Origin of the sequence: Streptomyces sediminimaris (assembly GCF_047049295.1) — a bacterium.
Taxonomy (GTDB): Bacteria; Actinomycetota; Actinomycetes; order Streptomycetales; family Streptomycetaceae; genus Streptomyces; species Streptomyces sediminimaris.
This window is the reverse complement of the sequence record NZ_JBJWOT010000001.1, coordinates 816,840-829,383: the sequence shown is the minus strand read 5'-3', so window position 1 is coordinate 829,383 and position 12,544 is coordinate 816,840. Positions and strand designations below refer to the sequence as shown.

The 12,544-nt window shown below is 74.7% G+C and carries 13 protein-coding genes; 2 read left to right on the top strand and 11 right to left on the bottom strand.

Going from position 1 to position 12,544, the window contains the following annotated elements; genetic code table 11:
- The first annotated feature begins 134 nt into the window (after positions 1-134).
- Positions 135-1,058 (top strand): MEDS domain-containing protein, encoded by a 924-nt coding sequence (locus ACJ9NR_RS03870; protein ID WP_412489762.1) that lies wholly within the window; start codon positions 135-137, stop codon positions 1,056-1,058.
- Positions 1,059-1,071: 13 nt separating this feature from the next.
- Here ACJ9NR_RS03870 and ACJ9NR_RS03865 read toward each other — a convergent pair whose 3' ends face one another.
- From ACJ9NR_RS03865 to ACJ9NR_RS03825, 9 genes are all read right to left on the bottom strand, one after another.
- A complete protein-coding gene (locus tag ACJ9NR_RS03865; protein WP_412489763.1) occupies positions 1,072-1,440 on the bottom strand; it encodes a hypothetical protein in 369 nt (122 codons plus the stop codon).
- A gap of 32 nt (positions 1,441-1,472) precedes the next feature.
- The gene (locus ACJ9NR_RS03860; RefSeq protein ID WP_412489764.1) at positions 1,473-2,216 is read right to left on the bottom strand and encodes a GntR family transcriptional regulator; all 744 of its coding nucleotides are present in this window, start codon (positions 2,214-2,216) and stop codon (positions 1,473-1,475) included.
- Between the two features lie 130 nt (positions 2,217-2,346).
- The gene (locus ACJ9NR_RS03855; protein ID WP_412489765.1) at positions 2,347-3,513 is read right to left on the bottom strand and encodes a serine hydrolase domain-containing protein; all 1,167 of its coding nucleotides are present in this window, start codon (positions 3,511-3,513) and stop codon (positions 2,347-2,349) included.
- Between the two features lie 91 nt (positions 3,514-3,604).
- On the bottom strand, positions 3,605-4,009 hold the full coding sequence (locus ACJ9NR_RS03850; RefSeq protein ID WP_412489766.1) for a nuclear transport factor 2 family protein: 405 nt from the start codon (positions 4,007-4,009) through the stop codon (positions 3,605-3,607).
- 12 nt (positions 4,010-4,021) lie between these two features.
- Positions 4,022-4,990: an acetylxylan esterase gene (locus tag ACJ9NR_RS03845; protein WP_412489767.1), complete on the bottom strand. Its 969-nt coding sequence runs from the start codon at positions 4,988-4,990 to the stop codon at positions 4,022-4,024.
- 107 nt (positions 4,991-5,097) lie between these two features.
- Positions 5,098-5,682 carry an Rv1733c family protein gene (locus ACJ9NR_RS03840; RefSeq protein ID WP_412489768.1) on the bottom strand — a complete coding sequence of 195 codons (585 nt, stop codon included), beginning with the start codon at positions 5,680-5,682 and terminating at the stop codon, positions 5,098-5,100.
- Between the two features lie 164 nt (positions 5,683-5,846).
- Entirely contained in the window at positions 5,847-6,614 is a 768-nt protein-coding gene (locus ACJ9NR_RS03835) for a ferredoxin reductase (protein ID WP_412489769.1), read from the bottom strand.
- Positions 6,607-7,212, bottom strand: coding sequence for a sulfite oxidase-like oxidoreductase (locus ACJ9NR_RS03830; RefSeq protein ID WP_412489770.1), 606 nt, complete (start codon positions 7,210-7,212; stop codon positions 6,607-6,609). Before ACJ9NR_RS03830 ends, ACJ9NR_RS03835 begins: the two co-directional genes overlap by 8 nt.
- A 174-nt stretch (positions 7,213-7,386) precedes the next feature.
- Positions 7,387-7,824: a MarR family winged helix-turn-helix transcriptional regulator gene (locus ACJ9NR_RS03825; RefSeq protein ID WP_412489771.1), complete on the bottom strand. Its 438-nt coding sequence runs from the start codon at positions 7,822-7,824 to the stop codon at positions 7,387-7,389.
- 257 nt (positions 7,825-8,081) lie between these two features.
- On the opposite strand from ACJ9NR_RS03825, the gene ACJ9NR_RS03820 reads away from it, so the two are divergent.
- Positions 8,082-8,876 (top strand): putative protein N(5)-glutamine methyltransferase, encoded by a 795-nt coding sequence (locus ACJ9NR_RS03820; RefSeq protein WP_412489772.1) that lies wholly within the window; start codon positions 8,082-8,084, stop codon positions 8,874-8,876.
- 608 nt (positions 8,877-9,484) lie between these two features.
- Here ACJ9NR_RS03820 and ACJ9NR_RS03815 read toward each other — a convergent pair.
- Positions 9,485-10,156: a hypothetical protein gene (locus ACJ9NR_RS03815; protein WP_412490520.1), complete on the bottom strand. Its 672-nt coding sequence runs from the start codon at positions 10,154-10,156 to the stop codon at positions 9,485-9,487.
- 110 nt (positions 10,157-10,266) lie between these two features.
- Positions 10,267-12,333, bottom strand: a complete 2,067-nt coding sequence (locus ACJ9NR_RS03810) for a SpoIIE family protein phosphatase (protein ID WP_412489773.1) — start codon at positions 12,331-12,333, stop codon at positions 10,267-10,269.
- Positions 12,334-12,544: the final 211 nt, after the last annotated feature.

Genomic DNA, 12,544 nt, shown 5'->3' with positions numbered 1-12,544 from the left:
CCCCTCACCGGAACCGATGGCGCACACGATAACCCCTCACGGCAGGGCCCTCCCGGGCGTAGCGTGGAAGCGGTCGGTCCACCGAGGGAGGCAGGAGGATGGCCGTCGTACCCACCCGGAAAACCGTGGGGCAGATGCGTCAGGGAGACCACTTCCTCCTCGGCTACGACACGGACGAAGAGCGGGAGACCGTCCTCGCCGCGTTCCTGCTGGACGGGCTGGCCAGCGGACAGCGAGGGCTCGTGCTGCCGCCCGCCGACATCCCGGGCCCGGTGGCCCTGTCGTTCCTGGAGCCGCACGGCTGCCGTCTCGACGAGGAACTGGCGCGGGGTCGGTTGTGCGTCGACCCGCACCTCGCCGCCCCCGAGGGGCTGTGGGACCTGGACGAGGTCGTCCGGCGTGAGACCCGGCGCGCCGTGGGCGACGGCTTCCTGGGCCTGCGCGTGTGCACGGAGACCCTGCGCGCGCGGACGGGCGGGCAGTTCAAGATGCTGCACGACAGCGAGCTGCTGCTGGACCCCGTGTTCTCCTCGCTGCCCGTGCTCGGCATCTGCCAGTACGACCGCCGCCTCTTCGACGACACCGAACTCACCCCGCTCACCGGGCTGCACCACGGCCGGGTCGGCGCCGACGACGTGTGGCGCGACGAGATCCTGGTCATCAGCCGCACCTTCGCACCGCAGGGCCTCGCCCTGGCCGGTGAGGTCGACGACACGAACGTCACCGCCGTCGCCCGCGCCCTGCGCGCCGAGACCGACCGCGCCAGGGCGCGCACCGGGAGGCGCACCCGTCTCGACCTGCGTGGCCTGCGCTTCGTGGACGTCGGCGCGCTGCGCCTGCTGGTGTTCACGGCGCTGGGTCTGTACACCGCGGGCGGCACCCTCGAACTGGCGGGCGTGGCCCCGCACGTACGCCGGATGATGCGGGTGACCGGCTGGGACCGGGTCCCTGGCCTGCGGCTGGAGCCGGCCGGGGCGCACGGACTGAACGGACTGAACGGACTGAAGGAACCGAACGGACTGGACGGACCGGGCGGACTGAACGGTGTGGGACCGTGACGTGCTTCGCCCATCAGGCTCCGCGCCGGGCCCGGACGGCGGCCGGGTCCCCGCCGCTGCCGCTGCCGCCGCCTTCGTCCGGGCGGGGCGCCTCGCGCGTCCGGACGGGCGCCGTACGCCGGGCCCCGACGGCGTACGCCCGCCGCCCGGTCTGTGCGGGCGGCGGGCGTACGACCCGGTGGCGGCGGTGCACGAGACGGCTGCCGACGCCCTGCGGTACGGCGGTGGGCAGGGTGCGGTACCCCGGCGCGGCGACCGTGACCGGGTGATCCGCGAGACCTCCGGCGTCGGCGGGTGCCTCCCGGTCGAGGCAGGTGGCGGGCGCGGCGGTCGAGCGATCGGGGCCGACGACGGCCTCGGCTCCCCCCGGGTTCCCCCGCACGGCCCTGCCCTGCCCCCGCGCCCGGGGCGCGTTCAGCCCGCCGCGGGCAGCGTGAACTCGTAGACCAGGGCGTCCGGCTGGGCGTCCACCACCAGGTCGGTGATCTCCAGCGGGCGGGCGTACTGGTCGTGCACGCGCCGGGTCACCCGTACCGAGGGCGTGTCCGGGAGCGGGGTGATGGTGTCCCGGTGGTGCAGCGTCAGGCCCGCCCTGCGCATCCAGTCGTAGGCGCGGCGCAGCTGGGCCGAGCAGGCGCCGTCGGCGCGGCCGCGGTAGCGGCGCAGTTCCTCGACCTCGCAGAGGGCCACCGCGGAGAACGACGTCATGGCCGTGCGGCGGCCACGGCCGTCGGCGCCCGCCGACTCGTAGCGGTGCACCAGGGTAGGGCGGTGCGGGGCGAGCCCCAGGGCCTCGGCGTGCTCCGGCGGCGGCGTCTCCCAGGTGACCCTGGCCCGGTCGAGGGCGCCCGGGTCCGCGGCCCGGGCGCCGACGGGGAAGGCCAGCGAGGACGGGCTCTGCACCGCAGGCCCGGGCAGGGTGGCGTGGCTGCCCCGCCGGTCGGTGGCGACCACGCCGTCCCGGCGCAGCACCTCCAGCGCCTGCCGGATGGTCTCCCTGCTGACGTCGAAGTGCTCGGCGAGATGCCGCTCGGCCGGCAGCCGTTCACCGGGCGGGATGCCGCCGTCGCGCAGCTCGCCGCGCAACCGTGTCGCGACGCGCCAGTACAGCGGCTCCTTCTCGGGCAGGGGAGGGTCGTGCGGGGTGGTGCGGGCCATGCCGCGCCTCCTGTTGGTGACATGCCGTAGCCGTGCGGACTCAGTGCGCCACCAGATCTAGCATTGGTCTAAACCAAGAAGGAAGAGCAGTCCGCCGGTTCGGCCGAAACCGGCCCGCGCGCACCGCCGCTCAGAGGGCGCTGTAGACGGCGTCGACCAGTGCCATCTTCCGCGGGTCGTCGGCGATATGAGGCCCCATCCGGTTCATCACATAGCCCAGGGACACGCCCGCCTCCGGGTCGGCGAGACCGCAGGAGCCGCCGAAGCCGTCGTGTCCGAAAGCGCGCGGGTTGGGGCCGTAGGAGCCGTTGGTGCCGCTGAGCCACAGTCCGAGCCCGGCCTCCGTCTCGCCCTCGAACCCGGCGCCGAGCACCAGGTCCCGGCAGCTGCCCTGCCCCTCGCGCACCCGCTCGGCCGCCTCGGGCGACAGGACGCGATGGCCGTCGCAGGACCCCCGGTCCGCGAAGACGCCGTAGAGCGCGGCGACCGCCCGTGCCGTGCCGTGCCCGTTCGCGGCCGGGATCTCGGCGGCCCGCCACCCGGGCGTGTTGGCCTCGTCGGCGCCGACCGGCGGGTTGGTCAGTGCGGCCAGGGCCGCGGGCGTCAACCGGCTGAAGACCGCAGCCTGTTCGCTGCTGGGCGCGGCCGGCGGACGCACCAGCTCGGCGGCCCGCCCGAACTCCTTCTCCGGCAGCCCGATGCGGAAGTCGATGCCCAGCGGACCGGTCACCTCCCGCTCCAGGAAGGCGCCCGGCCGCAGCCCCGAGACGCGCCGCACGACCTCCCCGACCAGGAAGCCGTAGGTGAGGGCGTGGTATCCGGAGCGTGTCCCGGGCTCCCACCAGGGCTCGGTCGCGGCGAGCCGCCGGGTGGTCAGCTCCCAGTCGTAGAGCTGCTCGAGCGAGTGCGGCTCCCGCAGGCCGGACAGCCCCGCGCGGTGGGACAGCAGATGCCGTACGAGGACCTTCTCCTTGCCCGCGGCGGCGAACTCGGGCCAGTAGGCGGCCACCGGCGCGTCGAAGTCGAGCAGTCCCCGGTCGGCGAGGATGTGCGCGCACAGCGCGACCGGTCCCTTCGTCGTCGACCAGACGTTGACCAGGGTGTCGTGTTCCCAGGGCCGGGTGCGGGCCGCGTCGGCCCAGCCGCCCCACAGGTCCACCACCGCCTCGCCGCCGACTCTGACGGTGACCGCGGCGCCGAGCTCGGCGCGGTCCCGGAAGTTCTCCTCCAGTGCCGTCCGTACCGCCGTGAACCGCTCGTCGCAGTAACCGTGCACCTGTGGCTCACGCTCCGCCATGGGGTCCTCCGTCGTCCGCCGGGAACCCGGGCCGCGACCCTGCGGCCCGGGCTGATGGAGAACGTACCGACTGGTCGGACTGGAGGGAAGGTCACAACAGGAAGAGCTTCTCCGTTGGCTCGCGGTGACCGTCGGCCAGATGCCAGTAGTCCCGGGTCTCGACGGCCAGGCCGGTGTCGTCGAAGCGTGCGAACACGCAGCCCGCGAGGGCGGACGCGACCCCGTCCTCCTCGGCGAGCACCCGGAACTCGGCCACGGCGAGACCGCCCGGACCGACGAGCGGTGGCGAGAACCGCACGTCCGTCACCCGCTCCTGCGTGAACGACCGGCGCAGATAGGCGGCCAGTTCGTCCCGCCCGCGGTGCGGTTCCCGGAACGGCATCGAGCGATGCACGCAGTTCTCGGCGTACAGCTCCAGCAGCGCCGCCACGTCGTGCACGGCCCAGGCCCGCTCCCAGACCCGGACGAAGCGCTCGGCGGCCTCACGTGTGCGCATGTCCCGGCGCCCTCAGACGTACGACCGCAGCCACTGGAGCTTTGCCGCGACCTGGTAGGGCCCGCCGCCCTCATGGTCGTTGAAGTCGTAGACCTCGATCTTTCTGTCCTTGTGCGCCCAGGCGTTGAAGGCGGCGAAGACGGTGGAGGGCGGGCAGGTCTGGTCCTCCAGGGCCGCCGAGAACAGGGCGGGGCAGCTGCCTCGGGAGGCGAAGTGGACGCCGTCGAAGTAGGACAGGGTGCGCAGGGTGTCGTCGGTGCGGCCGCGGTGGGTCTTGAGGAAGAGGCCGATCTCACGGTAGGGGTGGCGGTCCGTCAGCGTCGCGGCGCGCGGGTAGTCGCACAGGAACGGCACGTCCGGCGCGACCGCGGTCAGGTCCGGGACCAGGCCCCCCACCGCGATGGTGATGCCGCCGCCCTGGCTGGCGCCCAGGGCGACCGTGCGGGAGGCGTCGGTCAGCGGGTGCGAGCGGGCCGCCTCCACGGCGCGCACCGCGTCCGTGAAGACCCGGCGGTAGTAGTAGTTCTCGGGCGCGTCGATGCCGCGGGTCATGAAACCGGGGTAGGCGGGGGCGCCGCCCACCGGGTCGGGGGTGCCGCCGCCCCCGCCCCACGCGCTGCCCTGCCCGCGCGTGTCCATCACGAAGTGCGCCCGGCCGGTGGAAGCCCACAGCAGGTGCTCGTGCGGCAGGCCGCGCCCGCCGCCGTAGCCGATGAACTCGACGACCAGCGGCAGCGGCTCCGTCGCCGCCGAGGGCAGCGTCAGCCAGCCCTTGACCGGGTGCCCGCCGAAGCCCGCGAAGGTCACGTCGTACACCTGGACCGTCGTCAGGCCCGTGTCGACCGGTTCGAAGCGGGCGTCCAGGTCGTGCTCACGGGCCTCCTGGAGGGTCTTGGACCAGAGGGCGTCGAAGTCCTCGGGCTCGGCGGAGGCGCTGCGGTACTCGCGGAGCTCGTCGAGCGGTAGGTCGAACAGGGCCATGGAGGACCGCCTTTGTGGAGGGACAGTGCCGGTGATCACACCGTACGTGGGTGGTGCAGCCACCCGCCAGGCCCCTCCGGGACGCCCGTGTCACCGCCGGGGCCCGGTCACGCGCGGCGCCGCGTCCACTCCGGCTCGGTCCGTGCCCACTCCCGCTCCCATTCGGCCAGCCGGTGGCGGGTGGACACGCGGCGGACGACGGCGTTGGCCAGGAGCACCGCGGCGGCCGTGCCGCCCGCGGCGGCCACGCCGAGGGTCACCGTGTGCTGCCAGATCGCGGTGCTGCCGGGCGGCGGGGGGACGCTGCGCCCCTTGGCGTCGAACCAGACGACCACCTTGTCGCCGTGCCGGGTGCCCGCCGGTACCCGGGCCGTCGTGGTGTGCGTCCCGGTGGCCGGATCCGTCCAGCGCACCTGCGCGCGGTACGAGTGCTGCCGGCCGCCCTGCGCGGTGGGCAGCCGGTCGGGCGTCCTGCCGACGACCTCGGCCCGCACCCGGTGCCGGTCGGCGCGCTGCGCCGCGGCGACGGCCCGCGCCTCGTCGTGCGCCCACCAGCCGGTGAGCGCTCCCGCCAGCGGCGCGCCCATCAGCAGCAGGACGGCGAAGACCAGCGCCGTCCACGCCTCGATCACGTCCGACCGGCGCCGCAGCGGATTGCGCCGCCAGCGCCAGCCGCGCATCCGGGTCCGCATGTCGACCTCCTCGCCGTCACGGAAGCCGGAGGGGCCGTTTCCTGCCTGGTTCGTATTGTCCCTCCGTATCGCGTATGCGCGCGAGTGCCCTCAGGAGAGGGGGTACCCCCCGGGACGCGGTTCGGTCACCCGGGGGCCGCCGCGAGGCAGTGGTTTGCGCCACGTCACCCGAAGCGTTCGATACGGATCCGGTCCACCGGCTGGCCGGCCTCGACCAGCAGCCGTGAGGCGTGCTCGGCGAAGGCGTTGGAGCCGCAGACATAGGCCTCCCACCCACCCGGCGGCCGCTCGGCCAGGAGCGGCCCCACATGTGCGGCGGCCATACGCCCTACCGGCACCCCCGCCGGGGCACTCCGTGTGAAGACCGGCGTCGTCTCCGCGCCGAACTCCCGCGCGTAGATGAGCTCCTCGGGGCTGCGCGCGGAGACCAGCAGCCGCAGCGGTACGCCCAGGGCACGCGCCCGGTGGTGCCGCACCATCGACATCAGCGGCACGACCCCGGAGCCGGCCCCGAGCAGCAGCGCGGCCCGGTCGCCCGGCCAGGCGAAGAAACCGCTCAGCGGGCCGCGCACCTCGATCCGGTCGCCGGGCTCGGCCACCGTGTGGAACCAGCCCGAGACCTCGCCGTCCGCCACCTGGTCCAGGGTCAGCTCCACATGCCCGGAGTCGTCGGGGGCCGACGCGATGGAATAGTGGCGCTGGGCCACGTAACCGTCCTCGGCGGTCAGCCGCAGCATCAGGTGCTGGCCGGGCAGGTGCCCGCCCCAGCCGGGTACCGCGAACCGGAAGGTGGCCGCCCGCGGCGTCTCGCGGCGGATCTCGGTGAGCGTGGCCGTGTGCCACACCGAGGCGGCGCGGTCGTCGACGGCGATGCGGCCGGGCACCGCGAAACGGGTCGGCGGGGCGGCGGACGTGGGGGTCGTCTCAGTCACCGGAGTACCGCTGCTCCCGCCAGGGGTTGCCGCGCGTGTGGTAGCCGTTCTGCTCCCAGAAGCCCGGCTCGTCGTGGTCGAGCAGCCTCAGGCCGGCGACCCACTTGGCGCTCTTCCAGAAGTACAGATGGGGGACCAGCAGCCGGGCGGGCCCCCCGTGCTCCGGGGCGAGCGGCTCTCCGCCGTACTCCCAGGCGATCCAGGCCCGCCCGCCGGTCACGTCCGCGAGCGGGAGGCTGGAGGTGTATCCGGTGTGGGAGTACGCGACGGCATGGGTGGCCGACCGGTGGGGCCGCACCACATCGAGGAAGGCGTCCAGGGACACGCCCCCGAACCGCACCCCGAACTTCGACCAGCCGGTCACGCAGTGGATGTCGCCCTCGTACGCCGACGCCGGCAGCGCGTGTGCCTGCTCCCAGTCCCAGGTGCGCGGCCTCTCCACGAGTCCGTCGACGCGGAAGGTCCAGTCGGTGGGCGCCAGTTCGGGCGTGACCTCGGCGGACAGGACGGGCCAGTCGTCGCCCGCGTCGTACTGGCCGGGCGGCAGGCCCGGGAGGTGGGCGCGGGGGCGTCCGGTGAAGCCTCGGGTGACGTTCATGCGGATCCAGCGGGACGGGGGCGAGCGTTCACGTGGTCAACCGTACGTGCTCTCCGGCCGTGCTCCTGTTCGGGGCCCGCGATCTCCGCGGCCGTGCGGAACCCCTGCTCCCCGGCCGTCGTCGTGCGGTCTGCGGTCTGCGGTCTGCGGCCCGCCGTTCGCCGTTGGCGCCGGTCAGGCGTCGCTCTCGGGGCGCGTCCACGCGTTGTAGCGCGCGAGATAGCCGGCGAACCGCTCCAGGTCCTCCTTCGGCCAGTCCGCCAGCCGCTCCCGGAAGGCCGCCCGGCGGCTGTCGGTGACCCGCGCCAGGATCCGGGTGCCCGTCTCGGTCAGGTGCAGGACCTGGACGCGGTGGTCGTCCGGGTCCACGCGACGCTCGATGAGGCGGGCCCGCTCGAGCGCGGCCACCTGGCGGCTGACGGTCGACTTGTCGAGGGCGTAGTGCTCCGCCAGATCGGTGGCGCGGCAGCCGCCGCTCTCCTCCAGATGCCCGAGCAGCGTGTACGAGACCAACGACAGCTCGGGGTGCATCCGGCCCGCCGACGCACGGGCGCGGCGGGCGAAGGCCGTCATCTCGCGCTGGATCGTCTCCACGGCCTCGTCCGCTTCCACCGGACCTCCCTCACCCACGCGACTCACCCCGGCCCCGGAACGCCCCGCGGTCTCTTGGTTGCAGAGTACAACTCGGGCCCGGTGGTTGGGGTAATGTGTCGGTCCGGCCCGGGAACGTCCCGGCCCCCGGAGACAGGGGAGGTGAGACCCATTTCCGCAGTGCGCAGGTCGGGTGCTCTCCCCTCGGAACACGTGCGTCGCCGCCCGTAGGCGGCCGCGGGAGCGCCCTTCGACTCACCGAAAGGCTCTCGGCTTCCATGCCACCACTGTCTTCCTCCTCCCCGCCGTCGCCCTCCACCCGTGACTCCGTCGTGGCCGCCCTGCGCGCCGCGGGCTGTGTCTTCGCCGAGGAGGAGGCCGAGTTGATCCTCGCCGCCGCCCGTACGCCGGGGGAACTGGCCGTCCTGGTCGACCGCCGGGCCGGCGGGCTGCCCCTCGAACTCGTCGTCGGCTGGGCGGAGTTCCGCGGGCTGCGCATCGTCGTGGAACCCGGCGTCTTCGTGCCCCGCCGCCGTACCGGGTTCCTCGTCGAACAGGCCCTCGTCCAGGTCCCGGACGCCTCCGTCGTGGTCGACCTGTGCTGCGGTTCGGGCGCGGTGGGCGCGGCGCTCGCCTCCGCCCTCGGCCCCGTGGAACTGCACGCCGCCGACCTCGACCCGGCCGCGGTGCGCTGCGCCCGCCGCAACGTCGGCGGCCAGGTCCACCAGGGCGACCTGTTCACGGCGCTGCCGGACGACCTGCGCGGCCGGATCGACATCCTCGCGGCCAACGTCCCCTACGTCCCCACGGACGAGGTCGGCCTCCTGCCCGCGGAGGCCCGCGACCACGAGCCCCGCACCGCGCTGGACGGCGGCGCCGACGGCCTCGACGTCCTGCGCCGCGTCGCCACCGAGGCCCCCGCCTGGCTCGCGCCCGGCGGCTGCGTCCTGGTCGAGACGAGCGAACGCCAGGCCGCTGCGGCCCTGGAGACCTTCGCGGCGAGCGGTCTGGCACCACGCCTCGCGGTCTCGGAAGAGCTGTACGCCAACGTCGTGATCGGCGTCAGGGAGTAGCGCCGGGTGCCGCGCCGGCGGCGGGGCCGGGCGCCGCGCCGGGTGCGTGCCGCGTCGTGCAGCCGGCGGGGCGGGGCCGTGGCGCCGCTGCCCGGACCGGAGGGCCCGGGACGGCGCGGAAACGGGCCGGTGGGGCCTTGAGGTGCCCGGCTGCCGGCGCCCGCACGTGTCCGGCACGGCCGCGGACGCCGGCGCCAGGGCGTGGTGCCGCCCGCTGCCCGGCGTGCCTGCCGAGGGCGTTCGGCGGCGGCCGCCGTTGCGCGCGCCGCCTGCGGCTGCCGGCACGGCTGCGGACGGCCGGCGCCAGGGCGTGGTGCCGCTGCCCGGCGTGCCTGCCGAGGGCGTTCGGCGGTGGCCGCCGTTGCGCGCGCCGCCTGCGGCTGCCGGCAGCTGCGGACGGCCGGCGCCAGGGCGTGGTGCCGCTGCCCGGCGTGCCCGGCGAGGGCGTTCGGCGGTGGCCGCCGTTGCGCGCGCCGCCTGCGGCTGCCGGCAGCTGCGGACGGCCGGCGCCAGGGCGTGATGCCGCTGCCCGGCGTGCCCGGCGAGGGCGTTCGGCGGCGGCCGCCGTTGTGCGCGCCTGCGGCCGCCGGTGCGGTGGGCGGCCGGTGTCAGGTCGTGGCGCCGTCGCCCGACGGGGTCCCGAGCGGGGCGGGCATGCGCCAGTTCCGGTGGCCGGGGAACATGCCGTGACGGTCGCCGCCGGGGCCCCTGTCCCAGGTGCCCTGCAGGGCGTGGGTCGCGGTCCTGGTGCCGTCTCCGGCGCGGGTGCCGATGAGGAAGGCGGTGTCGCCCTTCTTGAGGGCGCCGGCGCCGGAGCCCTTCGTGCCGTCGTGCAGGACGGTGGTGCCGGAGTTCACGGTCCAGGTCCACGAGGCGCCGTCGTCGCTCTTGACGGTGACCTGGTCGCCGTCGATCTTCTCGACGGTGCCGCGCTGCCAGGTCCGTACGATCCACTTGCCGGTGTCCTGGTCCTTGACGGTCGCCTCGCCGTGCACGCCCATGCCGCCCGCGCCGAACCAGCGGCCGCCGCCGTGGCGGTCGCCGGGTCCGCCGGGTGAGGGGGATCCGGACGCGGAGGGCACGGCCCCCTGACCCGAGCCGCCCGACGTGGCGGCGTAGGCGACGCTGCCGCCGAGGGCCAGGACGACGACCGTGGCCGCCGCGGTCACGGCACGCGCGCGGCGCGACCGCGGACGCCACGGCCGCCGCTCGCGGTCCGCCCCGCCCGGGCCGGTCATCACTTCCATGTCCGCGGTGGGTTCCTGGTCCGGCTCGTGCATCACGGCTCGCTCCCATCGGCCACGGCCACGGCTTCGACTGCCACGCCTACCGGTGATTGTCCGACGAGGCCGATAAGGAACGGGTAATCAGTACCTGTGAACCCCGCTGATCAGCACGTCTTCTGCACGCGGGCGATGAGCAGCGCCACGTCGTCGGAGTTGTCCGGCTGGTGCAGGGTACGCAGCAGCAGGTCCGCGACCTCCTCCAGCGGACGGTCGGGCCCTTCGAGGAGGGCCAGGAGCGCGTCCAGGCGCTCGTCGAGCGGATGCTGCCGGGTCTCGACCAGGCCGTCGGTGTAGAACACCAGCCGGTCGCCGGGCCCCAGGTCGACGGTGGTGGTGGAGAAGGCCACCCCGCCCACGCCCAGCGGTACCCCGGTGGGCAGGTCGAGCAGCTCAGGGGCGCGCCCGGCGCGCAGCCGGGCCGGCGGCAGGTGGCCCGCGTTGGCGATCCGGCACTGCCGCAGCCCGGGGTCGTGGACGGCGTAGACACAGGTGGCGATGGAGTGGTCCAGGTCCTGGGTGATCCGGTCGAGGTGTTCCAGGAGCCGGGCCGGGTCGAGGTCGAGGGAGGCGAGGGTGTTGGTCGCGGTGCGCAGCCGGCCCATGGTGGCGGCGGCGCTGATGCCGCTGCCCATCACGTCGCCCACGACCAGCGCCGTCTTGCCGCCCTCCAGCGGGATCACGTCGAACCAGTCGCCGCCGACCTCGGTGGTGGCGCCCGCGGGCTGGTAGCGGGAGGCGACCTCCAGGCCGCCCGTCACCGACGGGTGGCTGGGCAGCAGACTGCGCTGGAGGGTGAGGGCCGTGTCGCGGGCGTTCTGGTACCAGCGGGCGTTGTCGATCTGCACGGCCGCGCGGGCCGCCAGCTCACGGGCGAGCAGCAGGTCGTCCTCGCTGAACGGCAGCGGGTTGTTCGTGCGCTTGAGGTCGAGCGCGCCGAGCACCTCCCCGCGCGCGATCAGCGGCACCGCGAGATAGGAGTGGACGCCCGCGCGGGCCAGCAGCTCCGCCGCCTCGGGCGAGCGGGCGATGCGGGGCAGGTGCGCGGCCGCCACCCGTCGCACCAGGACCGGACGGCCGGTGCGCACGCACTCGGTGACGAGGCGGTCGGGGCCGTACCGGGCCACCTGCCCGGGCGGGTCGGCGGCCCGCAGCGCCTCGGGCGCCTCCTCCGCCTGCACGGCGAGCGCGCGGATCACCGCGGACTCCGCGGGGCCCAGGCTGCTGCGTCTGCCCAGCACCACCGCGTCGAGCAGGTCCACGGCCGCTATGTCGGCGAGCTCCGGCACGGCCACGTCGGCCAGCTCGTGGGCGGTGCGCTCCAGCTCCAGGGTGGTGCCGATCCGGGCCGAGGCGTCCGCGATCACCTGCAGCCGCCGCCGGGCGGCCTCCGCCTCGACGGCCGCCCGGTGCTGCTCGGTGACGTCCACCACCGAGGCGGCCAGTCCGAGCACGGTGCCGACCGCGTCGTCCAGCCGGTACAGCGAGATCGACCAGGCCCGGTCCTCCTCGGGCTCGGCCGGGGTCCGCCCGGTGGTCTGCCGGTCCACCAGCGGGCGTCCGGTCTCCAGCACCTGGCGCGCCGCCGCCTCGATCGCGTCGACGTCGAGGTGCGGCAGGACCTCGCGGATGGAGCGGCCGACGTGGTCCTCGGCCGGCCTGCCGTTGATCTCCTCCAGCGCCGGATTGACCGAGACGTAGCGCAGATCGGTGTCCAGGACGGCCAGGCCGATGGGGGACTGGGCGATCATGCGGGTGGACAGCGCCACGTCCCGTTCCAGCCGCCGTACGGTGGTCCGGTCGGCGCACAGGCCCAGCGCGTAGACGTCGCCGTGGTCGTCCAGCAGGCGCATGTTGCGGAACTCCACCAGACGCGTGCTGCCATCCTTGCGCCGGATGGGGAAGGCCCCGGCCCAGCTCTGGCCGGTGAGCATGACGTCGGCGAAGAGCTTGATCACCAGGTCGAGGTGCTGCTCGTGCACCATGATCCGGGCCGCGTACTGGCCGAGGGCCTCGTGGGCCGGATAGCCGAACAGCTCCTCCGCCTGCGGGCTCCAGAGCACGACGCGGCCCTCGGCGTCCAGGACGACCGAGGCCATGCCCAGCACGTCGAGCAGCCCGCTCGGCCGTGCCGACTCCTCGCCGCCGGCCACCGGAAAACCAGGTGCACTCATTCCACGCACCGCCTTCGCCCGCTCACGCGGCACGTCGTTCCCCCGTGCCGACTCCCCAAGTTCTACCGCGCTCAACCGTCGCTGTGACGCCCCTCTCGCCCACCTCCACCATCCCTCGACACGATCAGGGCCGTCCCCCGAGCGGTGACGACACTACCCGCCACGCAGCGTCGCCGACCCGAAAGGCTCCGTTACCGGGCTGGTCTGTACA

Bases quoted from the DNA above. Each gene is read 5' to 3' on its own strand.
- ACJ9NR_RS03850 (WP_412489766.1), bottom strand. From the start codon at position 4,009: ATGCGCACACGTGAGGCCGCCGAGCGCTTCGTCCGGGTCTGGGAGCGG.
- ACJ9NR_RS03830 (WP_412489770.1), bottom strand. From the start codon at position 7,212: ATGAACGTCACCCGAGGCTTCACCGGACGCCCCCGCGCCCACCTCCCG.
- ACJ9NR_RS03810 (WP_412489773.1), bottom strand. From the start codon at position 12,333: ATGAGTGCACCTGGTTTTCCGGTGGCCGGCGGCGAGGAGTCGGCACGG.
- ACJ9NR_RS03870 (WP_412489762.1), top strand. From the start codon at position 135: ATGCGTCAGGGAGACCACTTCCTCCTCGGCTACGACACGGACGAAGAG.
- ACJ9NR_RS03840 (WP_412489768.1), bottom strand. From the start codon at position 5,682: ATGCGGACCCGGATGCGCGGCTGGCGCTGGCGGCGCAATCCGCTGCGG.
- ACJ9NR_RS03845 (WP_412489767.1), bottom strand. From the start codon at position 4,990: ATGGCCCTGTTCGACCTACCGCTCGACGAGCTCCGCGAGTACCGCAGC.
- ACJ9NR_RS03820 (WP_412489772.1), top strand. From the start codon at position 8,082: ATGCCACCACTGTCTTCCTCCTCCCCGCCGTCGCCCTCCACCCGTGAC.
- ACJ9NR_RS03860 (WP_412489764.1), bottom strand. From the start codon at position 2,216: ATGGCCCGCACCACCCCGCACGACCCTCCCCTGCCCGAGAAGGAGCCG.
- ACJ9NR_RS03855 (WP_412489765.1), bottom strand. From the start codon at position 3,513: ATGGCGGAGCGTGAGCCACAGGTGCACGGTTACTGCGACGAGCGGTTC.
- ACJ9NR_RS03815 (WP_412490520.1), bottom strand. From the start codon at position 10,156: ATGCACGAGCCGGACCAGGAACCCACCGCGGACATGGAAGTGATGACC.